Source organism: Marinactinospora endophytica (assembly GCF_054780875.1).
The window spans coordinates 75428-99492 of sequence record NZ_BAAGVM010000017.1; the positions used below are offsets into that span (position 1 = coordinate 75428).

Annotated in this window: 18 protein-coding genes, 1 tRNA gene, 2 CRISPR repeat arrays and 1 riboswitch; of the genes, 7 read left to right on the forward strand and 12 right to left on the reverse strand. The window is 70.5% G+C overall.

Translation table 11 applies throughout. The annotated features are described in order from the left end of the window. Positions 1–45: 45 nt before the first annotated feature. Positions 46–169, reverse strand: a riboswitch (cobalamin riboswitch). 317 nt (positions 170–486) lie between these two features. From ACYVHU_RS24765 to ACYVHU_RS24785, 5 genes are all read left to right on the forward strand, one after another. Beyond that, the gene (locus ACYVHU_RS24765; protein ID WP_078763836.1) at positions 487–705 is read left to right on the forward strand and encodes a hypothetical protein; all 219 of its coding nucleotides are present in this window, start codon (positions 487–489) and stop codon (positions 703–705) included. A 213-nt stretch (positions 706–918) separates the two neighbouring features. Beyond that, complete coding sequence (locus tag ACYVHU_RS24770; RefSeq protein WP_200813761.1) at positions 919–1572, forward strand: ABC transporter permease; 654 nt, start codon at positions 919–921, stop codon at positions 1570–1572. Beyond that, a complete protein-coding gene (locus ACYVHU_RS24775; protein WP_078763835.1) occupies positions 1565–2878 on the forward strand; it encodes an ABC transporter ATP-binding protein in 1314 nt (437 codons plus the stop codon). The genes ACYVHU_RS24770 and ACYVHU_RS24775 overlap by 8 nt, the downstream gene beginning before the upstream one ends. Further along, a complete protein-coding gene (locus ACYVHU_RS24780; protein WP_078763834.1) occupies positions 2875–3654 on the forward strand; it encodes an ABC transporter permease in 780 nt (259 codons plus the stop codon). The genes ACYVHU_RS24775 and ACYVHU_RS24780 overlap by 4 nt, the downstream gene beginning before the upstream one ends. Beyond that, on the forward strand, positions 3654–4652 hold the full coding sequence (locus ACYVHU_RS24785) for a glycine betaine ABC transporter substrate-binding protein (protein ID WP_078763833.1): 999 nt from the start codon (positions 3654–3656) through the stop codon (positions 4650–4652). Before ACYVHU_RS24780 ends, ACYVHU_RS24785 begins: the two co-directional genes overlap by 1 nt. Positions 4653–4777: 125 nt before the next feature. Here ACYVHU_RS24785 and ACYVHU_RS24790 read toward each other — a convergent pair whose 3' ends face one another. From ACYVHU_RS24790 to ACYVHU_RS24800, 3 genes are all read right to left on the reverse strand, one after another. Next, entirely contained in the window at positions 4778–5248 is a 471-nt protein-coding gene (locus ACYVHU_RS24790; protein WP_078763832.1) for a hypothetical protein, read from the reverse strand. A 225-nt stretch (positions 5249–5473) separates the two neighbouring features. Beyond that, a complete protein-coding gene (locus tag ACYVHU_RS24795) occupies positions 5474–7009 on the reverse strand; it encodes a cobyric acid synthase (protein ID WP_078763831.1) in 1536 nt (511 codons plus the stop codon). A 137-nt stretch (positions 7010–7146) separates the two neighbouring features. Then, a complete protein-coding gene (locus tag ACYVHU_RS24800; RefSeq protein WP_078763830.1) occupies positions 7147–8121 on the reverse strand; it encodes a cobalamin biosynthesis protein in 975 nt (324 codons plus the stop codon). A 579-nt stretch (positions 8122–8700) separates the two neighbouring features. Between ACYVHU_RS24800 and ACYVHU_RS24805 the strand changes: the two genes are divergently transcribed. Further along, positions 8701–8773, forward strand: a tRNA-Arg gene (locus ACYVHU_RS24805). Positions 8774–9156: 383 nt separating this feature from the next. Further along, a CRISPR array of direct repeats spans positions 9157–10862; the repeat unit is 37 nt; unit sequence GTTGCGATCCTCAGCCGTCCCGGAGGACGGCTGCCAC. Between the two features lie 131 nt (positions 10863–10993). Here ACYVHU_RS24805 and cas2 read toward each other — a convergent pair. From cas2 to ACYVHU_RS24845, 8 genes are all read right to left on the reverse strand, one after another. After that, positions 10994–11284, reverse strand: a complete 291-nt coding sequence (gene cas2 / locus ACYVHU_RS24810; protein WP_078763829.1) for a CRISPR-associated endonuclease Cas2 — start codon at positions 11282–11284, stop codon at positions 10994–10996. Further along, complete coding sequence (gene cas1c, locus ACYVHU_RS24815) at positions 11285–12307, reverse strand: type I-C CRISPR-associated endonuclease Cas1c (protein ID WP_078763828.1); 1023 nt, start codon at positions 12305–12307, stop codon at positions 11285–11287. Continuing rightward, the gene (cas4, locus tag ACYVHU_RS24820) at positions 12300–12956 is read right to left on the reverse strand and encodes a CRISPR-associated protein Cas4 (RefSeq protein WP_078763827.1); all 657 of its coding nucleotides are present in this window, start codon (positions 12954–12956) and stop codon (positions 12300–12302) included. Before cas4 ends, cas1c begins: the two co-directional genes overlap by 8 nt. Then, on the reverse strand, positions 12953–13870 hold the full coding sequence (gene cas7c, locus ACYVHU_RS24825) for a type I-C CRISPR-associated protein Cas7/Csd2 (protein WP_078763826.1): 918 nt from the start codon (positions 13868–13870) through the stop codon (positions 12953–12955). The genes cas4 and cas7c overlap by 4 nt, the downstream gene beginning before the upstream one ends. Continuing rightward, positions 13867–15678, reverse strand: coding sequence for a type I-C CRISPR-associated protein Cas8c/Csd1 (gene cas8c, locus ACYVHU_RS24830; protein WP_159457304.1), 1812 nt, complete (start codon positions 15676–15678; stop codon positions 13867–13869). The genes cas7c and cas8c overlap by 4 nt, the downstream gene beginning before the upstream one ends. Beyond that, positions 15675–16364 (reverse strand): type I-C CRISPR-associated protein Cas5c, encoded by a 690-nt coding sequence (cas5c, locus tag ACYVHU_RS24835; protein WP_235001172.1) that lies wholly within the window; start codon positions 16362–16364, stop codon positions 15675–15677. The genes cas8c and cas5c overlap by 4 nt, the downstream gene beginning before the upstream one ends. Next, a complete protein-coding gene (locus ACYVHU_RS24840) occupies positions 16361–18559 on the reverse strand; it encodes a CRISPR-associated helicase/endonuclease Cas3 (protein ID WP_078763824.1) in 2199 nt (732 codons plus the stop codon). Before ACYVHU_RS24840 ends, cas5c begins: the two co-directional genes overlap by 4 nt. A 770-nt stretch (positions 18560–19329) precedes the next feature. Next, a CRISPR array of direct repeats spans positions 19330–21769; the repeat unit is 37 nt; unit sequence GTTGCGATCCTCAGCCGCCCCGGAGGGCGGCTGCCAC. A 393-nt stretch (positions 21770–22162) separates the two neighbouring features. Continuing rightward, positions 22163–23227 (reverse strand): methyltransferase domain-containing protein, encoded by a 1065-nt coding sequence (locus ACYVHU_RS24845; protein WP_235001171.1) that lies wholly within the window; start codon positions 23225–23227, stop codon positions 22163–22165. 272 nt (positions 23228–23499) lie between these two features. Between ACYVHU_RS24845 and ACYVHU_RS24850 the strand changes: the two genes are divergently transcribed. After that, positions 23500–23718, forward strand: coding sequence for a hypothetical protein (locus ACYVHU_RS24850; RefSeq protein WP_144390274.1), 219 nt, complete (start codon positions 23500–23502; stop codon positions 23716–23718). 114 nt (positions 23719–23832) lie between these two features. Here the strand turns inward: ACYVHU_RS24850 and ACYVHU_RS24855 are convergent. Further along, positions 23833–24065, reverse strand: a 233-nt coding sequence (locus ACYVHU_RS24855; protein ID WP_498949619.1) for a hypothetical protein, incomplete at its 5' end; no start/stop codon positions are given.

A 24065-nucleotide genomic window follows, 5' to 3' on the forward strand; every position in this document is an offset into this window, starting at 1 on the left:
GTCGGGGTCCTCGCCCCTTGACGGAAACTCGTGCGTGACGTCGCGAAGTCTCCTGGCTCGGGTTCGGGCACCGGCCCCCGCCTTCCCACCGTGTCGCGGCAGTGGCGTCGTCTCGGGGCGGCTCCCCCTCACAGTTGCGGGACAGCCACGGATTCGCACCGTGTTCCTTCGCGTCGTCGCCTCATCATGGCAGAGGGGGGCGGTGGGGGCGTGTCCGGATCGATGTCCGGGAACATCGGCGTCGCCTCCGCGGATTCGCGAGGATCGCCGAGCGTGAGCCTCCCCGCCACCCCGGCGGCTCCCCTCGGCTCTGCCGGCCACCATGCCGCCTCCTACGACGAGGCCGCACGGCATTACGGCGAGCTCGCGTTCCACGCTCCGCACCGGCCCGTGGCGGTATCGGGGACATCACGGTGACCTTGACGGAGGTGCTCACTCCTTCCGGCTCCCTCCCCCCTGCGTAGCGGCATCTGGTCCGGCGACGACATGAGCGGCCAGGAGGAGAGGACGGCCACGTGGGCGCTGGTGCTCGCGATCATTGGGGGCTTCCTCGCGTGCTTCTTCATCCTGTTCCTGCTGCTGGTCGAGGAGCGGGCGGTCGGCGGAAGCACGATGGTGACCGTCCACAACGGCCAGGCGTGCCCCGGCCCGGGGCGCGATCCGGGATGGTTCGACTACGTTCGGACGCTCGCGCGGTCGGCGTGACGCCCCGCGGTCCGCGGCGGGGAACGGGGCCCGCGCACCCGTTCCGGGCCGCATGTCGACCCCGCCTCCCAGGTCACGCTTTCGCATGCGCACGGCAACGGAATAGTCACCATGGCCCGATAGGTGAGTAGTCTCCGCATGGCTGGCTAAGAAGCGGCCCATGATCGAACCCCTTGTCCTTGTCCCCTCCCGGTCCCGGGAGGCGGCCCTACAGTGACCCTCTGGGAGTACATCGCCGGCCGTTCCGACATGCTGGCCTTCCAGGCCCTTCAGCACGCGAGCATGATCGCCCAGTGCGTCCTGGTCGCGGCGGTGGTCGGTGTCGGCCTGGGCGTCGTCGTCCACCGCAACGAACGCGTCGCGGCCATCGCCACCGGGGCGACCAGCGTCGTCTTCACCATCCCGTCGCTGGCCATGCTGGGCCTTCTCATCGGCCCCTTCGGCCTGGGAGTCGCCCCCAGCGTCATCGCCATCGTGCTCTACGCGCTGTTGCCGATCCTGCGCAACACGATCGTCGGACTCAACGGTGTCGATCCCGCCCTGGTGGACGCCGCCCGCGGGATCGGCATGAGCAGGACCCGGGTCCTGGTGCGCGTCCGCCTGCCGCTGGCCTGGCCGGTGATCCTGACCGGGCTGCGTGTCTCCACCCAGCTCGCCATGGGGATCGGCGCGATCGCCGCGTTCGTGTCGGGTCCCGGCCTGGGTGAGCAGATCTTCTCCGGACTGGCCCGCCTGGGGGCGGCGAACGCGCTCAACGCCACGCTCGTGGGGACCGTGGGCATCGTCCTCCTGGCGCTGCTCTTCGACGCCGTCTTCGTCCTCATCGGCAAGCTCACCACCTCGCGAGGAATCCGCACCCATGCCTGAGACCACCCCATCCCCGTCCCTGGCCGAGCTCGTCTCCGAGAACGGCGGTGCCCGCGGGGTCCCCATCGAGCTCATCTCCGTCTCCAAACGCTACGGGGGCTCCCCCGACGCCGCGGTGGACGATCTGACCATGACGATCCCCGCCGGGGAGATCGTCGTCTTCCTCGGCCCGTCCGGCTGCGGCAAGACCACCACCATGCGCATGATCAACCGGCTGATCGAACCGACGTCCGGGCGCATCCTGATCGGCGGGCTGGACGCCCGCGCGCAGAAACCCGACGAGTTGCGGCGCCATATCGGCTACGTCATCCAACAGGCCGGTCTCTTCCCGCACATGACCGTCGCCGCGAACATCGCGCAGGTCCCCCAGATGCTGGGCTGGGACCGTCAGCGCATCCGGGCACGGGTCGACGAGCTCCTGGAACTCGTCGGCCTGGACCCCGTCCAGTACCGCGACCGTTACCCCCGGCAGCTGTCGGGCGGTCAGCAGCAACGTGTGGGGGTGGCCCGCGCGCTCGCCGCCGATCCGCCGGTGCTCCTCATGGACGAGCCGTTCGGCGCCCTCGACCCGATCACCAGGGAAAGCCTCCAAGACGAACTCCTGCGCCTCCAGGAGGAGCTGTCCAAGACCATCGTGTTCGTGACACACGATGTCGACGAGGCGTTGAAGCTCGGCGACCGCATCGCGATCCTCGACAAGGGGTCGCGCATCGTGCAGTACGCGACGGCCGAGGAGATCCTGACCAACCCCGCGGGATCCTACGTCGAGCAGTTCATCGGCGGGGAGTCGTCGATGAGGCTGCTGAAACTGACCCGGGTCTCCGACGTCGCGCTGGAACAGGCCGTACGGGCCCGCGCCACCGACGACGCCGCCGACCTCCGCCGGCGGATGGCCGAGGAGGGCGGTGACTGCGCGATCGTGTTGGACGAACGCCAGCGCCCCCTGCGCTGGGTGAGCGCGGCGGCCCTGGAAGGCGCGAGCGGACCGGTCGGCGAACTTCCCGGAGGTGAGGAGGACCGGATCGACACTGTCATCTCCGGCCGCTCGACACTCCAGGAGGCGGTCGAGGCGCTGCTCAACGCCGAACAGGAACTCGTCCCGGTCGTCGGCAAGCGCCGCCACTACACCGGCGTGGTGACGTTGGCGACCGTCCAGCAGGCGATCGCCGAGATCAAGGAACGGGAGCGGCGGTTGCGTCGCGAACGTGTCGCGGCCGGACAGTCGGCGGTCTCGGTGGCGGCCGAGCCGGCACCCGCCGCGGTGGTCCCCGACGCCACAGGGCGCGACGGCGGTGATACGGCATGAGCGTCACCTCCGCCGAGCAGAGCCGCTCAGCGGCCCAGGAGGCGTCGGCACCGCTCGGCGCCGGACTGCGGATCCTGCTCACTCCCGTCTCCATCGTTCTCCTCGGCCTCCTCACCATCGTCTACGTGCGAAACGCCGACCTGGACTCCACCGAGGCGCGGTCGCTGGCGCTCGACTACATCTGGACCAAGACCTGGGAGCACGTGGCCATCACCACGGTCTCGACCGCCCTGGTGCTCGCCATCGCCCTGCCCCTGGGCATCCTGGTGAGCCGACGGTGGATGCGCTGGTCGACGCCCCTGGTCCTGGCCATCGCCAACGTGGGCCAGGCGGCGCCCCCCGTAGGGGTGATCGTCCTCCTGGCCATCGGCGTCGGGGTCGGGTTCTGGCCGGCGATCACCGCGCTGGTCATCTACAGCGTGCTGCCCGCCCTGCGGAACACCATGGTGGGCCTACGGCAGGTGGATCCGGCGCTCATCGACGCCGCGCGGGGAATCGGCATGCCCGCCTGGCGTGTGCTGGTCAAGGTCGAACTGCCGCTCGCCGCGCCGGTGATCCTCGCCGGGATCCGCACCACCCTCGTGCTCAACGTGGGCGTCGCCGGTCTGGCCGCCTTCATCAGCGCCGGAGGGCTCGGCGAGCTGGTGGTGTCGGGTGTCAACACCAGCCGGACGCTCGTGCTGGTCGTCGGCTCGATCCTCATCGCGCTCCTGGCGTTGCTGGTCGACTGGGCCGCCGGGGTCGTGACCAAGCTCGCGCAACCGAAGGGACTGTGATGTCGGTTCGTCTTCGTTCCGCCGTCGCCGCGGGCCTGAGCCTGGCGCTCGTGACCTCGGGCTGCGGCCTGCAATCGGCTTCGGGATACATCCCCCCGATCGAGCCGGGATCGATCCCCCACCACCCCGAGCTGGAGGGCGAGGAGGTCCGGGTGACCTCCAAGGAACTCACCGAACAGCTCATCCTGGGCAAGATCGCCGTTCTCGCGCTGGACGCCGCGGGCTTCGAGGTGATCGACCAGACCAACATCCAGGGCAGCGACAACGCCCGGCGGTCCATGCTGATCGGCGAGAACGACCTGATGTGGGAGTACACCGGCACCGCCTGGCTGGTCTATGAGGGACAGGACGAGGTGATCCCGGACTCCCGTGAGCAGTTCGAGCGTATTCGCGACCTGGACCGGCGTGAGAACGGCATGGTCTGGTTCGATCCTCCAGCACCGATGAACAACACCTACGCGATCGTGGTGACCCCGGAGACCGCGCAGAAGTACGACCTGTCGGGGATCTCCGACATCGCCAACATTCCGCAGGAGGAACGCTCCCTGTGCATGGACACCGAGTTCTTCAACCGTGATGACGGACTGACCGCGCTGCGTCGTGACTACGACCTGCCCGAGGAGGAGTTCCCGAGCAGTGCCGAGGTGATGTCGGCCGGGGTCGTCTACCCGGCGGTCAGCGACGGTGCGTGCACACTCGGTTCGGCCTACTCCACCGACGGCAGGATCGACGTGCTCGGCCTGGAGATGCTGGAGGACGACCGGAAGGCGTTCCCGATCTACAACCCCGCGATCACGGTGAAGGAGGAGTTCGCCGCGAAGTACCCGCAACTGGAAGAGATCTTCGCGCCGATCGCCGAGAAACTCGACAACGAGACGATCACCCGGCTCAACGCCCGGGTCGACGAGGAAGGCCAGGAACCCGTCTACGTGGCCCGTGACTGGATGGTGCAGGAAGGGTTCATCCGGGAGGGAGACGCCCTCCTCTCCGCCGACTGACCCGCTGGGCGGACGTTGGGTGACCGCGGGAGCCGACGAGGGGAATCGGCTCCCGCAGCCACACCCGGAGCGCCGAACCGGTGGCCACCTCCTGGTTCTCCGCGGGCGGAGAACCGGCAGGCGACCTAGCCGGCCACCGCGCCCCTTCCGGAATCATCGGATGGGCCGGTGCCACCATCCTGCCCGGCCGATCCGGTGATGTGGTCCAAGAGGACCTCACGCGCGTAGGACGCCATGGGACGGTCTCCCGCCTGGGCGTCCAGCGCCGCGAACTCCTCGGCGTCCAGCGTGATGGTCAGTGACCTGCCCTCGGATCCGGCAGACCGCGGAAGACCCAGCATCTGACGATAGAGCCGTTCCAGCGCCTCAGGCGGAAGCTTTCCGTAGGCGCTCTCGAGCGCGCTCAGCCACTCCCTGGTCTCGTTCCAACGGACGTAGCGACCGACAAGGGCGGCCAGGTGGGAGGAGATGTCCCCCTCGCCCACGGCCTTTTCGACCTCGGCCCGGGTCACGGGGTCGAGGAACAGGGTGACGCGGTGACCGGACGCCACCTCGCCCGTGAGAGGGGACGACTCCGCGGACATGACGGTGCTCACCTAAAGCCTCCATTGGGAAGAGTGCTTCGCCGCCGGCGGAAACCGGAGGCGGCTTAGGCGGTTGTCTCGTTCCGTGGGGAGATCCACATCGTCCTCGTACACACCACGCCCACCACAGCAGGCGGGTGCCCACGCGATTCTCACACTGACCGCTTACGATCACCAACTGTAATCCCACGGTCACGAAAACGCCAGCGTTTTCTCCGGTCCCGTGCGCCCCGCCCCTCACGCCCCCCAGCGCGGCCCCGCGGGAGGCACAACGGGCAGTCCCGCCGGCGCCCCCGTCTCGATCAACCGCCACAGGGCGTCCGTGTCGACGTTCTGCTCGACCAGATCGCCGAGCGCGTCCAACCTCGCCGCGCGCTCCGCGGCGAAGTCGGTGTCCGGCGCGCAGACGAAGGCCCGGCCGGCCCGCCCGGCGACATCGGCGAGGAAGGCACGCCGGAAGCCGTCGTTCTCCAGGGCCCCGTGCCAGGTCGTCCCCCACACCGCTCCCAGGCGGCACCCGTCGAGGAACGGCTCCGCCTCCGTCTCATGGTCGACGGAGATCACCCCGTGGTGGATCTCATAGGCGCTCACCCGTTCGCCGTAGGCGGCGCCCACGGGGCGGCCCAGGGTCTTGTCCGCCGCGAACACCACGCGGGCCGGCAGCAGGCCCAGGCCCGCCACCTCTCCCGCTCCCGACTCCACATCGTCGTGAATGGCGCGTGCCAGCATCTGGTAGCCGCCGCAGATCCCCAGGACGGGGCGGCCCTGCGCGGCACGGCGCGCGATCACGTCGGCCAATCCGCGCTCGCGCAGCCAGGACAGGTCGGCCACGGTGGCCCGGCTGCCCGGGAGGATCACCAGGTCCGCGTCCGCGAGCTCGTGCGGCGCGGTCACGAAGCGGACGTCCACCCCCGGTTCGACGCTCAGCGCGTCGATGTCGGTGAAGTTGCTGATGCGCGGAAGCCGGACCACCGCCACGCGCAGCGTCTGGGAGCCCACCGGAGGACGTGGCGCGCCGCGGTCGGCGCCGAGCCCCAGGGAGTCCTCGACGTCGAGCCACAGTCCGTCCAGCCACGGCAGCACCCCCATGACCGGACGTCCGGTGAGCCCGCGCAGCATGTCCAGGCCGGGCTCCAGGAGCTCGGGCGCGCCGCGGAACTTGTTGATGAGGAAGCCGGCGACCAGCGCCTGGTCCTCCGGCTCCAGCAACGCCAGCGTCCCGTGCAGCGCGGCGAAGACCCCGCCCCGATCGATGTCGCCCACGACGAGGACGGGCAGGCCGGCGGCGCGGGCCAGTCCCATGTTGGCGATGTCCCCGGCGCGCAGGTTGATCTCGGCCGGGCTGCCGGCGCCCTCGCAGATCACCACGTCGTGGGAGGAGCGCAGTTCCGCCAGCGCCTCCACCGCGATCCCGCGCAACCGTTCCTTGTAGTCCTGGTAGCTCACCGCGTCGGCCTCGCCGATCGGCCTTCCCCGGACGACGACCTGGCTGCTGCGGTTGCCTCCGGGCTTGAGCAGCACCGGGTTCATCGCCGCGCTCGGCTCGATTCCGCAGGCGGCGGCCTGCATGGCCTGCGCCCTGCCGATCTCGGCCCCGTCGGGGGTGACCACCGAGTTCAGCGACATGTTCTGCGCCTTGAACGGGGCGACCTTGACGCCCTGACGCGCCAGCCACCGGCACACCCCTGCGGTGATGACGCTCTTGCCCGCGTCGGAGGTCGTTCCGGCGATCAGCAGCGCCGGGGCGTCGCCGTCGTTGGTGGCGCGGTTCACGTCGTTCCTCGTTCGCGGGTCAGGGGCGTGGTGGGATCGTCCCACCGGCCCGGCGGGACGCCCAGAACACGATATAGCCGGGCGGTCCCGGCATGTCCGGTGGTCTGGACATCAGTGCGGGACGCGCCCGCCCGATCTCACCCGCGATCCCGCCCGAAGCGGCGGGAGAGGGCGAGGGCGAGGAGCGCCGCGGTGACCGCCGCCGCGGTGTCGACGGCCCCGGCCAGCCGGATGGCCCGGCGGATGTCGCCCACCTCGGGAGGGCGGCCGTCGCCCAGCTCCGGGCGGTGCTCGACCCGCTGCCCGTAGACGTTCGTCCCGCCCAGGCGCAGGCCCAGGGCGCCCGCGAACGCGGCCTCGCACTGGCCCGAGTTCGGGCTGGGGTGCCGGTGGCCGTAGGCCCGGCGGGTCCGCCAGGCCCGCGCCACTCCGCCACCGACCACGGGGGCGGCGGCGGCCGTGAGCAGCGCCGTCAGCCGGGCCGGCGCCCAGTTGGCGACGTCGTCCAGGCGCGCGCCGGCCCATCCGAAGCGCTCGTACCGCTCCGACCTGTGCCCGACCATCGCGTCGAGCGTGTTGATCGCCCGGTAGCCGAGCAGTCCGGGCACCCCGAGCAGGGCCCCCCACAGGAGCGGCGCCACGACGGCGTCGGAGGTGTTCTCCGCCACGGACTCGACCGTCGCCCTGGCCAGGTCCTTGGCGTCCAGCCCGTCGGGGTCGCGTCCGCACAGGTGCGGCAGCCTCCGGCGGGCCGCGTCGAGGTCGCCGGCCTCCAGGGCGTCGGCCATCAGGGCGGCCTCGCGCCGCAGCATGCTGCCTCCGAGGACCGCCCAGGTGGCGGCCGCGGTGACGGCGGCCTCGCGACGAGGGCCGGCGCCGTGTTCGGCGAGCGCCCCGAGCGCGGCCGCCGGGGCGACGGCCAGGAGCGCGAAGACGGCGCCCCGGGCCCGCTTCGGGGCGTACACGCGACGCTCCAGGGCCGCGGCCGCGGCGCCGAACAGGGCGACCGGGTGGCCGCGGCGGGGGTCGGGAAGCACCCGGTCCAGCACCACGCCACCGATCAGGCCGAGCGCGCTGGAACCGGATCGTCGTCGCCGGCGTCTGTTCTTCACGGGCTCAACCGTAGTGCGCCGGTCGTCCCCCTCCGGTCGGGCGGGCACGAGGGCGAGCCAGCACTATCCGCTTTCGGTGAACACACATGTACGAAATCGGCACACGCGTTTCCCTCCCGCACCCTGCCGGGCTCGTTAGGGAGAGGCCTCATGATCGTTCTGCTCACCTGGATCGCCATGCTGACCTGCGGCCAGTGGTTCACCTGGTGACCCACGCGTTCCCTCCTGGAGGGCCCTCCGCCCGGAGAAGTCCCGTGCTCGCGCGCGCCCCCGTGGGATGGCGAAACACCCACGGCCTGCGCCGCGCCGACCATTGATCAGCGGTAACGTGTTCCCCGAGCCGATAGCCACCGTTTTGGCGGATACCACACGCTAACGAGGCGCGACTACGAATGGCCGTAGTTGTTACTATTTCGCCCGGCCATGGGTGACATCTGCCGAATACCCTAAGATGACCCCTTGAGGACATGAGAGAGCCGACCGGCTCTCCCCTGTCGGCCGTAGCATCACCAAGCAGCGGGGAACACCGCCGGACCCAGGTCCACGACGCCCCCCGCCGACGGTCCACAATTGAATCAGGCACCCGTAGCTCAGTGGATAGAGCACCGGACTTCTAATCCGATGGTCGCAGGTTCGAATCCTGCCGGGTGCGCCCCGAAACCCCAGGTCAACCTCACTCCAGCGCGGCCCCGGCCTGGGGTTCCCCGTTCCCGACACCCGTTTCGTCCCCACCGGCCCCGTGTTCGTCCCCCGCGTGTCCCTGTGCCGCTCCGGAGACGCCCCGCAGCCACCACGCCCCTCACCCCGGGCGGACGCGCGGGCGCCCGGGATCCATCCCCAGGGCGCCGCCCCTTTCCCAGACACCTCCGGGACGAGGCTGTACGCGGTCGTCGCGGCCCCCAGCCACTTCAGAGGGGCGGCTGCCACCTCGAACCCACGACCACCGGATTAGAAGTTCGGTGCTCACGATCCCCCACGCCCCCCGGAGGGCGACTGCCACGACGCGGTCCGAGACGGCCTCCCGATCGTGGCCATGTTGCGATCCTCAGCCGTCCCGGAGGACGGCTGCCACGCGGTGATACTGCCAATACCGGGCACCCACCCCCAAGTTGCGATCCTCAGCCGTCCCGGAGGACGGCTGCCACACCCCTGGAACACGGTGGCCCGGAGATCAGACTGGGTTGCGATCCTCAGCCGTCCCGGAGGACGGCTGCCACAGTTGGTGGGGTCAGGTAGCCGATCCCCAAGGTGGCGTTGCGATCCTCAGCCGTCCCGGAGGACGGCTGCCACCCCCAGGTCCAGGTTGTACAGGGCGGTGGTCCACCGGTTGCGATCCTCAGCCGTCCCGGAGGACGGCTGCCACACCAGCTCGGCGGCCTCCTCAATGAGGAGGTGCACGTTGCGATCCTCAGCCGTCCCGGAGGACGGCTGCCACCCGCGGGGTGTGACCCATCGCCCGGATTTCGGTGCTGTTGCGATCCTCAGCCGTCCCGGAGGACGGCTGCCACCCCCAACGATCTTGCTCTCCGAGACGCCTACTGCGGTTGCGATCCTCAGCCGTCCCGGAGGACGGCTGCCACAACTTCGATTTGGAATTTAGCCAGTAGGCCAGCCCGTTGCGATCCTCAGCCGTCCCGGAGGACGGCTGCCACGCGATCGGCGTCACCAATAGCGCCGCCAAGGCCCATGTTGCGATCCTCAGCCGTCCCGGAGGACGGCTGCCACCCCCCGACCGCCCCCAGATCCTCATCGTGGTCGACGTTGCGATCCTCAGCCGTCCCGGAGGACGGCTGCCACCCGCCACCGGTGTCCTGACCCCTGCCGCCGGGGAGACGTTGCGATCCTCAGCCGTCCCGGAGGACGGCTGCCACGACAAAGCTCGCCACGATCCCGGCACCGCCGGTGTGTTGCGATCCTCAGCCGTCCCGGAGGACGGCTGCCACACCAATAGGGGCACCAGCCCCCCGCCGGGGAATTTGTTGCGATCCTCAGCCGTCCCGGAGGACGGCTGCCACAGGGGTCCGCTGGCACCAGACCCCCCAAGGCGACTGGGTTGCGATCCTCAGCCGTCCCGGAGGACGGCTGCCACCCCGCCGTCCCCGGGGCGGGCCTTCCCCGAAGGAGAGTTGCGATCCTCAGCCGTCCCGGAGGACGGCTGCCACAATTCGCTTGCTGATGAGCTGGATGATTTCTGGGAGGTTGCGATCCTCAGCCGTCCCGGAGGACGGCTGCCACCGCCTGGTCCACCGACGCCTGGTCCACCGACGCCTGGTTGCGATCCTCAGCCGTCCCGGAGGACGGCTGCCACGGCCGGGTGCTGGTGGCCGGGACGAGCGGCGCGGGGTTGCGATCCTCAGCCGTCCCGGAGGACGGCTGCCACCCACGAGCCCTGCCCGTTCTGCCAGATCGCGACCGGGTTGCGATCCTCAGCCGTCCCGGAGGACGGCTGCCACCCCTACTGGTCGAGCTGCTGGAGGCCAAGGCCAGCGTTGCGATCCTCAGCCGTCCCGGAGGACGGCTGCCACCCAGCTCCTGAGAGGATGAGCGGTTCCCCGGGCAGGTTGCGATCCTCAGCCGTCCCGGAGGACGGCTGCCACGCCCAGGCCGGGCGCGGCAGGCTCACCACAAGGAGGTTGCGATCCTCAGCCGTCCCGGAGGACGGCTGCCACCACGCGGTGGGGACGGACCGGCGTCACACGGACGCGTTGCGATCCTCAGCCGTCCCGGAGGACGGCTGCCACGGCGCCCGAGCAGCGAAAACGTTCCGCTGAACAGCGTCGAGCACCCGATCCGAAACAGACACGACACCCGGAAACCCACCAAACATGCTTGGGAACCTCCCCGGGAATCCATGTCCACTCCAGGTTCCCAACTACAGCACCAGCGCCTCGTCGTGCGGCAGCCGGCGGGCCGCCCCCAATACCTCTACCGCCTTGAACGAGCCTCGGTTCATCCGGTAGATGCGGATGCTGTCCTCGGTGTCATCGATGATCCGGTGCAGCGCGTCGTTCAAGCGCACCAGATCCGCGTCGCTGCACACCACCTCGAACACCGACTTCTGCACCCGCAGCCCATAGCCCTCGCACAGTTTGGCCACCCGCCGCAGCCGCTGGGCGCCCTCCGGGGTGGTGGTGGAGACGTCGTAGGTGACCAGCAGTTCCATTCACACCGTCCAGGGCAGGTATCCGGGCAGGTCCTTGCGCAGGTGGCGGGCCATCAGACGGGCCTGCACCGAAGGCAGCAGCGCCGCGGGCACCTGCCGTCCCAGCACCCGATGGTTGTACTCCTTGGCGCGTTGCTGCTGCCAGTACCCCAGCACCGTCTTGCGGCCCTCCTCGGTGAGCTGGACCGCTCCCCCTGGCAGGGTCTCGAAATCCTCGGGGTCGATCTGACGTCGGTTGATCAGGGTCAGCGCCGCCCGGTCGGCCAACACCGAGCGGAACTCCTCCATCAGGTCCAGAGCCAGCGCCGGCTTGCCCGGGCGGATGCCGTGCAGGAACCCTACATAGGGGTCCAGGCCGACCTGCTCGCAGGCGCCGTGCACCATCGAGCGCACCAGCCCGTAGAGGAAGGACAGCAAGGCGTTGACCGGGTCGGTGGGCGGGCGCTTGACACGGCCGGGGAACACGAACCCGGTCTCGGGGCGCACCAGCAGCGCGAAAGCCTCGAAGTAGGTGCGGGCCGCGTTGCCCTCCACCCCCATCAGGGTTTCCACGTCCCCGGCTCTTCCCGCCGATTCCAGCGACCCCGCCAGATCTTCGGCGGCCGCGCGCAACCGGGTCTTGTGTGTGGTGGAGTCGCGTGCGCCTTTGAGGAGGATCTGGCGGGAGTTCTGAATCTTCCCGGCCAGGCAGGCCCGGGCGATCTCCACCCGGACACCGGGGTCAGCGTGGGCGAGATGCTGGGCGTGGCGCAGCAGTACGTTGCCGCGGGTGGGCCCGCCCGTGCGGAACCGGAAGCGCCCGCCCTGACTCATCCACACCACCGGACGGCCGTCATCGGCGCAGCGTCCCAGCAGCTGGGAGGAGACCTGGATGTTGCCCATCACCACGATGGACTCCAGGCGCAGCAGCGGCAGGGGGCGGCGGGGCCCGCCCTCAGGCAGCGCGACCCGCACCGCGTCGCCGTCCAGGTGCAGCGAGGCGCCCGGCGTCTGCACGTACAGGGTGTTGAGGAGTTCAGTCATCCCATTCCGTCTCGGGAGCCGGTGTGAACAGCGCGCCCCGCAGTTTTTCGAACCGGGGGCGCTTGGCCAGGACCTTGGGCATGCACCCGGTGTTCATCGAGCAGCGCCGGCAGCGGGCATCGGCGGCCGGGGCCGGCAGGGCCTGGCTCTTGATCACCTCGCGGACCTGTTCTGTGATGCGCGCGACCCTCTGGCGCATGGCGGCGTCGACGGCCACGGTGTGGCGGCGGCGATCGGCCATCGCGTAGATCGCGGCGGTGTCGATGCGGGTGCTCAGGCGCTGCTCCAAGCAGATGGCCTGGGCGGCGACCTGCACGTCGGCGGCCCCGCCGGGCCGGTAGGCGCCGGATTTGTGCTCGACGGGCAGCACGGTGCCGTCCGGGTGGATCTCGACCACGTCGCACACCCCGGTCAGGCCCAGCTCGTCGTGCCAGACGGGCAGCGCCCGCAGGGTGCGCACGCGGGGACGGGACTCCTGACCGGGGTCGTGGACCCTGCGATGGGCCAGGGTCCCGCGCACTGTTGCGGCGTCATCGGTGAAGGCGTCCTCCAGGAGGATGAGCCCGGCCTGGCGAGGGCAGTAGGCGTAGTGCTCCAGCGCCGACAGCGTCACCGGCCAGGGCGGCCGGTGACCGGGGGTGGCGCTCACCCGTCCACCAGTGGCGTCAGCGTGATGCCTTCGGGCAGGCCCTCCTGGTCGACGGTGATCTTGTACTCGTCGAAGGAGCGCACCACCCGGGCCCGCTCGTCCGCGCCCTGGGGCTGGTCGGTGAGGCGGGCCTGGACACGGTCGAACAGGGTGTGGGCCGGGGCGCGGCCGAAGGCGTCGTCGTGGGTGAACACGTAGAGGCCGCGCAATGCCATCTCGCCGCGGGAGGCGGCCCGGTCGTGCTCGAACATCATGGTCATGGCCCGCCAGAAGGCCTCCAGGTCGGCTGTGGTGACACCGGTGCGCTGGGCCAGCGGGGCGCTGAAGTGCCCGAATCCCTGGTAGAGGCCGTAGGGAACGGTGTGCTTGGTGCCCATCTCGGTGGATTCGCCCTGCTCGGTGTCCTCGGTCTTGGTCTGGGTGACGCGGGTGATGCCGTGCTCCTGGTCGAGCACCCGGTGCAACGACCGGGAGAAGGTGAGCTGCATCGGGCCCTGGACCCGCCCGGCGGGTTTGTCGCCGGTGCTCATGACCGCGCCGAACATGCGCACGTCGAAGAAGGTCTCGCACATCCAGTCCCGGGCGCGGGGCTGGTTGACCGCGGTCTGCTTCTTGTTCTTCTTGTCGCCTTCGAGGCCCAGGGCGGCGTAGGCACGCTCGTGCTGGGAGTTCAGCGATACCCCGGCCTCCACGTAGATGTCGAAACCGGGCTCGCCGTGTTTGAACAGCGGGATGGTGTTGCGGATCTTGCGTTTGATGGCCACGTCGGTGACCAGGCCCTGCCCGGTCTCGGGGTCGGTGCGGGGCATGCCGCCGGCGTCGGGATCGCCGTTGGGGTTGCCGTCGCGCACGTCGAAGAAGAAGACGAAGTCGTGCTTGCGGGCGGGGTCCAGGTACGGGCTGGGCGTGCTCACGTGTTGTTCTCCTCAGGGGTGGTGGTGCGGTTTGCTCGCTGGGCCGCGCGGGTGGCGGCGCGCTGCTGGTGGTAGCCCACGATGAACAGGCCCTGACCGTGCAGGTCCAAGGTCGCCGGCGGGCCTTCGGGCAGACGGCCGAACAGCTCGTGCAGCCGGTCGCTGAGCGCCACCGCGGTTGCGGGGGCCTCGCGGCGCAGGCGTTTGAGGTGACCGTTGGCGTTCGTCCGCAGCCGCACCAGCTGGGACAGCGGCGCCACGGCGGCCTGTTTGAAGAACCGGTCGGTGATGGTGGTGTTGGGTCCCTTCTTGGAGCGGGGGTCGCGCAGGGCGTAGTACTGGATGTCCTCCAGTACGGCGAAGATCCGCCCGCAGAGCACCGCGGGGCGATCGTCGTCGGGGTTGAGCTGAGGCATCAGCCGGTTCCTTTCGGCGGGGTCGCGTCGGATGAGCAGCAGCCTCAGCAAGGCCGCCCGGGCCAGGTCCACCCGGCCATCGGCGCGGACGCGCTGGATGAGGCGCTGCAGCAGCCGGTCGGGCGGACGGTGCCGGGGGCCTTGCAGGGCGCAGGCCAGCAGGTCGCGTTCGGCGTATGCGGGTTCGCTACCGTGGATGTAGCGCCAGGAGCTGTCTCCCTCGCCTGTTCCACGCCCCAGGCTCAGCGCCATCAGCCACAGCGGAACACACACCGGCTCCGCGGAGCGCGGGTCTTGGATCCGGTGGTCGTCGAACCAGGCCGCGATGTTGGCCAAGGCCCGTTCGAGGGGGACCTCGACCCAGTCGCGCACGACCACCCGGCTCTGGTTGGCCGACAGGGTGAGCGCGTAGAACTTGTTGGGGTCGATCCGCCGGCCTGCCCGGGGGTGGCGGGCCCGGTCCAGCTCGGTGAAGACCGCAGCGACCTGGTCGGGGCGGGCCTCGCGCAGCGTGCGCAGCGGAGAGAAGGGAACCGGATCCTTCAGCCACCACACCGTGACCGAGTCAGCCGTCCGATAGCGATGTTTCTCCTCGGCCAGCAGCGCGTTGAGCACCGCGGCCGACCCAGCGCCACACCGCTCGCACAGCGGGATGTCGGTCAGTTGGATGCGGCCGCCCCGCCCCTGGGCGCTCTTGTTGACCGACACCAGCTGGGCGTCGCGGCCACGGGTATTGCCGGTGGGGATCGCCCCGGCCTTGATGGGTTCGGGCAGGGTGTCCAGCAGCACGCCCTCCTGGCCGCAGGACAGGCAGTATCCCTGGCCGGCGCGGGCGCTTTTGCGCTGGGTCACGGTGCGCCGCCAGCACTCCTGGGCGGCCTGGCCCAGGTGGGGCCAGCCCGGCTGCCCCGCGACCTGCAGGGCCACCGTGTCGGAGGGTTTGGCCTGTTCGGGCACTGTGATGTCGAGATGGTGCCCATTGGTGAAGAAGGCCAGCACGGCCGCGGCCGTGGGGTCGGCGGGCTCGGTGGCGGCCCACTGGTGCAGCAGCTCGATGTAGGCGTCGTTGCGGCGGACGGCCTCCTCCGCGGCCTTGGCGGTGTCGGTCTTGGGCCGGGCCAGGACGAACTCCAGGGTGTCCACCAGCAGCATCGGTGGCGGTTTGGTCCCTGCACGGTAGATGTAGGGGGCGTCGGTGAGGATGCCGTTGCGGTTGTCGGCGTCGGCCAGATCGTCCGGGGCCGGCCTGCCCTCGGCGTCACGGCTGAGCGGGCGCCCTTGCTCGTCGATGAGGATGCGCCAGCGCAGAGCACGGGGGCGGTAGCCGGCCGGGGGCAGCCCCGCCACGTGGGGGGCGTGATCGGCCAGGGCTTTGAGGAGCACCCCGCTCACCCCCGCCCACCGGTGCGCGCCGTCGGGGCCCCGGGCAGCTCGGCCCCCTGCTCGGGCACCTGCATCACACCGTTGTCCATGCGGGCGTGGAACCACCGGTAGGTCTCGCGAGGCCCGGAGTAATCGATGCTGTGCAGCATCATCCCGAAGTCCTCGCTGGCCTGGATGGGGCGGCGGGCGGTGGGTGCGCTGAAGGAGGCGGAGAACTCGCGGGTGCCCAGGAAGGGCTGGGAGAAGCAGGCGCCGCGCTCCACGCGGCGGCGGAACTGGTCACGGTACTTGGCCTGGGGGGCGTCGGCGTGCTCGCGCAACCGGATGTGGGCGAAGACGCGGTAGGCCACGTCACGCAGGCCGACCATGTTGCGCTGGTCGCGCTTGGTCTCGGCGTCGAAGCGCACTGCGGGATCGGCCATGGCACGGCGCACCCAGTCGGTAGAGGTGATCTCATCGACCTCGTTGCGGCGCACCGAGAACCAGGCGATGGGGGAAAGCACCTCGATGCGCTCGATGAGGTAGGTGAACTCCGGTTTCCAGAAGATCGCCTCCAGCAGCCCTTTGGCGGCCGAGGGGGTCATCACCGGATAGCTGAACCGCTCGGTCTTGAGCTCGGGACGGGTGAAGCAGGCATAGGGGCCGGTAACCTCGACCGCCAGCGGCGGGGGTCCGCCCCTGTTGGGGGTGGTCAAAGCACATACTCCTGACTGTCGGAGAGTTCGATGCCGCGCAAGGGGTCGTAGTCGCCCAGCCACTCGCACAGGTCGCCCGCCACCGGGGCGAGCAGGCCCGCGGCCTGCCTGCCCACCGCCCCCTTGGGCAGGGTGGCCAGGTAGGGGCGCAGTTCGCGCAACAGCCCGCCCGCGGGCACACCCCGGCGCAGCAGGCCGATCACCTGGCGGACACGCGATTCGGCCTCGGGGACGGCATGGGGGACGACGACGGGGACGGTGTGCTCCTCGATCATCCGGAACAGGGCGGCGGTCTTGGGGAAGTCACAGTCGGTCCGGGCCTTTTGGATCTCCTCGCCGCGCTTTTCGACGCCCTTGCCCGTGAACCGGACGGGGTAGTACCTGCTCAGGGCCTCCAGATCGTCGGGCAGGGCCCGCCCCGGCCCGAAGTAGGCGCGGGTGGCCCCCAGCGCGGCCCCGTAGACGAACTCCCCGCCGGTGCGCAGGCGGCCGTCCTCACCGGCGACCTCGAAGACCACCACCCGTCCCTTGTCCAGGTGCCCCGAGCGGTTGCAGCGGCCGGCCGCCTGCTGCATCGCCTCGGCGGTGGCGAAGGCACGGAACACCTCTGGAAAGTCCAGGTCCACCCCGGCCTCGACCAGCTGGGTCGAGACGACCGCCACCGGGGCGCCCGCGGCATTGAGCCCGGCGATCTCCTCGATGGTCTTTTTACGGTGGAGGGCGACCATTCGGGTGGACAGGTGCAGTACCGGCCCCTTGCCCGCTCCGCGCTCCCGCTGGATCTTCTGGTGCAGCTCGCCGGCCTGGGCGGTGGTGTTACACACCACCAGCACCGAGGCACATCGCGCGGCGCGCTCGGCGACCTGCTGCAGGCTGGGCGCCGGGTCGCACCACCACTCGTAGTCCACCCGGGACAGCTCGGCGTACAGCGGCGCGGGCTCGGTGATGATGTCGCGAGCGCTGATATCCCTGAGCGGGGAGAGTTCGAAGAAAGCGGGCTGGGTTGCCGAGGCCAGCAGCACCGTCACCCCGAAGTGCTCGGTCAGGGTGCGCAGCATCGAGAGGATCGGCACCAGCATCCCATCGGGGAGGGACTGCACCTCGTCCAGCACGATCACCGACCCGGCCAGGTTGTGCAGGCGGCGCGTGGCCGCCGGGCGGCGGTCGAACAGCGACTCGAACAACCGCACGGTGGTGGTGACCACGAAGGGGGCGTCCCAGTTCTCCGCGGCGAGTTTGGCCCACCGGTGCTCGGGGGCGTCGTCGCCGTCGTCGAGGTCCACACCGCTGTGGTGCTCCAGCACGACCGGCTCCTCCCCCTGCCGGTCCAGCAGGTCCCGGTACTCCTGGGCGTTCTGCTCGGTGATCGCGGTGAACGGCACTGCCACGATCACCCGGCGCAGGCCGTGGCGGTGGGCGTGGTGCAGGGCGAATCCGGCCGCGGCGAAGGTCTTGCCCGAGCCCGTCGGGGCGGGGAGGCGGTAGAACCCCTGCGGCCCCTCGGCCGCGGCGACCGCCTGGGCGTAGACCCGGCGTCGGATCCCGTCCACCGGTGTGGGCTTCCGCCTGGCGAGCTTGGCTCGCAGTCCTTCCTCGAAGCGCTCCGCCAGGTCACAGGCACGCACGGGATGCTCGCGGCGCGGCGCGGCGGCGAAGTGCTCCTCGGTGTCGAGGAAGTCGGCGTCGACCACCGCACTGAAGACCATGCGCACCAGCACCTCGACCACCAGCGGATCCCGCGCCGCGGCTTCCTCAAGCCAGACCGGAAAGTCCGGTCCGTCAAGGATCTCGGGTACCCGTGCGGCCACCCGGTCGATGGCCTCCTGGACCAGCGAGGACTGCTCGTTGTCGGCCTCGTCCAGCGCGGCCTCCAAGCCGGCTTTGGAGGGCAGCCCGCCGTGGTGACCGAACACCACCCCACTGAACACGTCCAGTCCGGCCTTATCGGCCAGCCAGGTCCCGGCGTGCTTGTGCGGAACCCCTACTCGGCCGCCGGACGCCTCGGCCCGTAGCAGCCCGTTTTGCCAGGAACAGGCGCCTTTACCGACATCGTGGACGATCCCGAGGTAGGCGGCCAGCTCGCCGGCGCCGAACACCTCCGCGTGGCGCCGTGCCCGTTCCTGCGTACCACGCAGGTGATCTTCGAGCCGATGGCGTCTCCCCCACTCATCAGCGCTATGCCCCCAGAGTTCCATGTCCCCCTCCCGCTTTAAGCGCGTTGAGCTGGAATCTCTGGAACGGTAGCCCACCCCGCCGACAACCGCTGGAGTTTCCGCGAAATGCCTAAAAGATCGACATATGGAACAACTCTGGCCCCAACCGGGCCAGAGTTTCCCATTTTGTCCCGCTACACGCAGAGCGTCCTATTTACGATCCTCGGCGCCGCATGAACCCAGAACAGGCCGGCACCGCCTTGGGCCTCACCCACACCAACGACCTTAACAGGCCGCCTCCTTCTAGGAAGCTCTAGCGCGTAGCGGGTCAATGAATTACCCCGTTGCCCCCAACAGGGCCTTGCGGTGATCTAAGCTCCTCACCGCAAGGCCCGCAGACGCCGCGGGCACGATTCGGACAGAGAGGGAAATTTCATGAGTTACCTACTTCGGACACTCAAGCTGGTCAGGCTGGCGTCAGCTCTAGCCAGGACCGTCCTCTCGCTGCTCAGGATTTTCCCCTGAAATGCGAATAGGTCCTAGAAGGGGGCCTTATTTAACCCCTTCTAGGACCCTCTCCGGGGCCCGAGGACGACCTCCAAATGACTCCTCGGACCCGCTTTCCGAGGATAAGGCAACTCACGCCCGCGTTCGCGAGGCGCCCGATTGCGTTCCTCAACCGCCCCAGAGAGCGGCTGCCTCGTCCACCCGCTCAGGTGGCCCTAGTACCAGTTGTAGTTGCGATCGCTCAGCCGCCCCGGAGGGCGACTGCCACGGCGACCACCGCCATCGGGGTACCCGACGCCTCGGCGGTTGCGATCCTCAGCCGTCCCGGAGGACGGCTGCCACATGATCGCAGGCGACCGCTCCCCCGTGGTGAGGCTGTTGCGATCCTCAGCCGTCCCGGAGGACGGCTGCCACGACCTCTCCGGGGTCGCGCGCGGCCCTGCTGGTGGTTGCGATCCTCAGCCGCCCCGGAGGGCGGCTGCCACGACTTACCGGAGAGGAGCCCGCTCGGCGGCCGGCTGTTGCGATCCTCAGCCGCCCCGGAGGGCGGCTGCCACTCCCAAGCTGGTGCTCGACACCCGCAGCACAAGGAAGTTGCGATCCTCAGCCGCCCCGGAGGGCGGCTGCCACGACTTACCGGAGAGGAGCCCGCTCGGCGGCCGGCTGTTGCGATCCTCAGCCGCCCCGGAGGGCGGCTGCCACTCCCAAGCTGGTGCTCGACACCCGCAGCACAAGGAAGTTGCGATCCTCAGCCGCCCCGGAGGGCGGCTGCCACGGCGTCGATGACCTCGACGGTGAGCCCGTCGCCGGGGTTGCGATCCTCAGCCGCCCCGGAGGGCGGCTGCCACAGCTTCGCCTTGGGGCGGCGCAGGTACCAGGCGATGTTGCGATCCTCAGCCGCCCCGGAGGGCGGCTGCCACGAGCAGTGGCACGGCTACATCCCGCCCGAGATGTGGTTGCGATCCTCAGCCGCCCCGGAGGGCGGCTGCCACATCCCCAAAGCCGGTCGGACGCCATCCCACAATGGGGTTGCGATCCTCAGCCGCCCCGGAGGGCGGCTGCCACTCCATGTGGGCGGCGCCGCCCGGCGCCCGGTCGTAGTTGCGATCCTCAGCCGCCCCGGAGGGCGGCTGCCACGGCCCTATCCCTAGCTCCCACGGGACGGCTACCAGGGGTTGCGATCCTCAGCCGCCCCGGAGGGCGGCTGCCACGTTCCGCGGCCTGGGGCGTCCGCCGGTGCTGGCGGGTTGCGATCCTCAGCCGCCCCGGAGGGCGGCTGCCACGACCTGCCACGGCTCATCCGGCCCTGCCGCAGCGGGGTTGCGATCCTCAGCCGCCCCGGAGGGCGGCTGCCACCGCCGCTGGCCTGGACCGTGCAGCCGGGTCCCCCCGTTGCGATCCTCAGCCGCCCCGGAGGGCGGCTGCCACCGCGTTGTGCCTGGCGCTGTTCTGGTTCCTGCGAAGTTGCGATCCTCAGCCGCCCCGGAGGGCGGCTGCCACTCTGCTGCCTGCCGCTCGGTCCACGGCTCAGCCGTGTTGCGATCCTCAGCCGCCCCGGAGGGCGGCTGCCACGCGATCGGCGTCACCAAAAGCGCCGCCAAGGCCCATGTTGCGATCCTCAGCCGCCCCGGAGGGCGGCTGCCACCTCCTGTTCCGCGCGGGCCTCGGCCATCGCCCGCGCGTTGCGATCCTCAGCCGCCCCGGAGGGCGGCTGCCACTAGGTCTCAGGGTCGGGGTCGGCCGGGGAGGCGGGGTTGCGATCCTCAGCCGCCCCGGAGGGCGGCTGCCACCGCACCGTTGGACACGGCCGGTCCCTCGGCCTCGAGTTGCGATCCTCAGCCGCCCCGGAGGGCGGCTGCCACCTCTCCTTCGTGGTGAGATTGGTCAGCACCCTGAGCAGTTGCGATCCTCAGCCGCCCCGGAGGGCGGCTGCCACGGCGTAGAGCAGCATCGACCCGGCTAGCCCGATCAGTTGCGATCCTCAGCCGCCCCGGAGGGCGGCTGCCACTGTATGCCGACATCGACATCTACGAGTAGGCACAGTGTTGCGATCCTCAGCCGCCCCGGAGGGCGGCTGCCACTCTCCGAGTTCCGCCACACCATTTCGTGTGACGTGTTGCGATCCTCAGCCGCCCCGGAGGGCGGCTGCCACATCCTCCGCCCCGCACAAGACCCACTGAAGACCCTCGTGTTGCGATCCTCAGCCGCCCCGGAGGGCGGCTGCCACGCGCCCAGGCCGGGCGCGGCAGGCTCACCACAAGGAGGTTGCGATCCTCAGCCGCCCCGGAGGGCGGCTGCCACCTGGGAGGCCCGGATGTGGACTCCGCCCTGGTGGGCGGTGGTTGCGATCCTCAGCCGCCCCGGAGGGCGGCTGCCACCGTCCGGACGCACTGAAAACAGTGCAGTAACTAAACGTTGCGATCCTCAGCCGCCCCGGAGGGCGGCTGCCACCTGGGAGGCCCGGATGTGGACTCCGCCCTGGTGGGCGGTGGTTGCGATCCTCAGCCGCCCCGGAGGGCGGCTGCCACCGTCCGGACGCACTGAAAACAGTGCAGTAACTAAACGTTGCGATCCTCAGCCGCCCCGGAGGGCGGCTGCCACATCCTCCGCCCCGCACAAGACCCACTGAAGACCCTGTTGCGATCCTCAGCCGCCCCGGAGGGCGGCTGCCACATCCTCCGCCCCGCACAAGACCCACTGAAGACCCTGTTGCGATCCTCAGCCGCCCCGGAGGGCGGCTGCCACGGCGCCTGAACAGCCCGAACACCCGGCCGGACGGCACCGAACCCTAGGGCAGAAACGGGCATGATCCCTGAAAACCTCCCAAACATACTTGGGAACCTCCCTGGGATTCCATGGGCACCGAAGGTTCTCAAGCGTCTCGACCTCCTCCGCCGGATCAACGATGCCCGCGCCGGTCGACGCCGACCAGAATACTTCTCGGTCGAGGACGCCCCTCCCTCGTGGAGCGGAATACACCGCGCCCGCGCGTTCTATCCCGGTTCACCCCACAACGGCTTGATCGCAACGCGCCCGCCCGGCAGAAAAGGCACAGCCCGGAAGGGACGCCCCCACAGCGGCAGCGACAAGCCGGGACCGGACGGCATGATCTGGAGGCGGCGCTGCCGGGGCCGTGTCCTACCGGCTGAGGAGCACGATCGAGGGCCGGGTTCCGAACAGGCTGACCGGGATGGCCTCGCGCAGCCGGAGCCCCGCCCCCTCCGCGTGCGCGATGTGCTCCTCGGGCTCGTGCAGGAGGAGCACCACGGTCCCCTGGGGGGTGAGCACCCGCTCGATCTCGCCGTAGAAACGCCCCGGCCCTCCCGCCAGCCTGGCGCGCGCCTCGACCTGGCGCCCCCATGGCGGGTTGCTGACGATCCGGTCGACGGTGGCGGGGCCGAGGGGAAGCCGACCGGCGTCGGCGACCGCCCAAGCCGTCTCGCCCGCCTCGCCGCCGGCCGCCGCCACCCCGTTGGCGGCCGCCTTGGCGGTGATGTCGGCGCCATGGTCGGTTCCGACGATCCTGGCCTCGGGGGCGATGGCGCGGGCCTCGATCGGGATCGTGCCCGTCCCACAGCAGGGGTCGAGCACCCGCATGCCCGGTTCGATGCCGGCCAACCGGGCCATGGCCGCCGCGAGCGGGGGGTGGGTGGTGCCCGGCGTGGACGCCTCCTTGTAGGTGCGGCGGTGCAGCGGCCGGTCGGCGAGGCGCAACGCCAGCACCGCCTGGGCCCCCTCGACCGTGACCCGCAGGGAGAGTCCCCCCTGCGGGGGCGCGGTACCGCCCCGGCGGGAGTGGTAGGGCAATCGCAGCAGCCCGGCCACCCTCTCCCCCACGACGTCCTCGATGTCGTACCTGTTGTAGTTGCGCTTTCCGAGGAAGGAGGCCGCGACGTCCACTCCCGGGACCGCGGCGGAGCCCCCACTCGCGCGCCGGACCTCCAGGAGCTCCTTCAGGACCGTCTCGTCCACGAGCTCGCCGAAGAGTGCCAGGTCGGCCTTTGTGTGCCCCACACCCTCGACGACCCCGGCCAGGAGGAACAGGTCGTCCACGGTCCGAAGGCCGAGGTCGGGCCGTGGAGCGGTGTACCAGACCTCGCGGTGACGCAGGCGTTCGACCCGGCCCAGCCCCCGCTCCTCGATCTCCCGCGCCGCGACGTCCTCAAGGCCGCGCAGGGTCCGCGCCATCAAGCGCACAGCCATCGGTCACCGTTTCCTTCCTGGGCGCGTGGGGTGGGGGCGCGCGTCCGGCCGGATCCGACGGAAGGCGGACGTCCACGCCCGGGTCAGCCTACCCCCGCCGAACGAGGCGGTCCGCGTCCCGCGATGTCCCCGGAAGCGGCCCGAACCACCGGGCTTCCCGCCGGCAGGGCGGCCCGGTCGTCATGTCCGTCCCAGGAGCGGGTAGGGGCGGAGGTAAGGGATCACCGCGCCGCCACCGTGCGGCGCCCGACCGTCTGGAAGGGGGGAGTCAGGTGGATGGCGATGTGCTGTTGTGGTCGGCCCTGATCGCGGTCCTCGTCGTCGGCGCGGTCACCGCGATCCTGCTGCGTGGGCGGCGGGAACGCGCGGAGCGCAACCGGCCGCCCCGCGATCCGCGCCGTCTGGGCCAGGACGACGCGGTCCGGCCGCATGAGGCGAGTGATCGGGCCTCCGGTCGCAATGCCTGGATGCGCGGCGGGGACGGCGGCTGACCATCGGGGAAGAGGACCCCTTATATATGTGTGAACCCTGGCGAGCGGGTGCTCGCCAGGGTCTTCCCTGGGAAGGAAGTCGTGGGCGGTGTGGTGGCCGCCGGTTGGTGTGGCTTAGTAGAAGAGGCCGTCGTTGGTGGAGGCGGTGACGTTGACTTCACCGGCGCCCTTGGGGCCGGCGAAGGAGGCGTTCTCCTCGTAGAAGGAGCCGCCGCCCCAACCGCCCCAGCCGCCGCCCCAGCCGCCGCCGAAGCCCCAGCCGTCGCCGCCGGCGAAGCTGGTGACGTCCCATTCGGCCGCGCCGTAGGGGCCGGCGAAGGAGGCGCTCTCGTTGAACAGGGAGCCTC

Excerpts from the sequence above, each read along its gene's own strand:
- ACYVHU_RS24765 (WP_078763836.1), top strand. The coding sequence starts at position 487 with ATGAGCGGCCAGGAGGAGAGGACGGCCACGTGGGCGCTGGTGCTCGCG.
- ACYVHU_RS24775 (WP_078763835.1), top strand. The coding sequence starts at position 1,565 with ATGCCTGAGACCACCCCATCCCCGTCCCTGGCCGAGCTCGTCTCCGAG.
- ACYVHU_RS24780 (WP_078763834.1), top strand. The coding sequence starts at position 2,875 with ATGAGCGTCACCTCCGCCGAGCAGAGCCGCTCAGCGGCCCAGGAGGCG.
- ACYVHU_RS24785 (WP_078763833.1), top strand. The coding sequence starts at position 3,654 with ATGTCGGTTCGTCTTCGTTCCGCCGTCGCCGCGGGCCTGAGCCTGGCG.
- cas2 (WP_078763829.1), bottom strand. The coding sequence starts at position 11,284 with ATGGAACTGCTGGTCACCTACGACGTCTCCACCACCACCCCGGAGGGC.
- cas1c (WP_078763828.1), bottom strand. The coding sequence starts at position 12,307 with ATGACTGAACTCCTCAACACCCTGTACGTGCAGACGCCGGGCGCCTCG.
- ACYVHU_RS24840 (WP_078763824.1), bottom strand. The coding sequence starts at position 18,559 with ATGGAACTCTGGGGGCATAGCGCTGATGAGTGGGGGAGACGCCATCGG.
- ACYVHU_RS24845 (WP_235001171.1), bottom strand. The coding sequence starts at position 23,227 with ATGGCTGTGCGCTTGATGGCGCGGACCCTGCGCGGCCTTGAGGACGTC.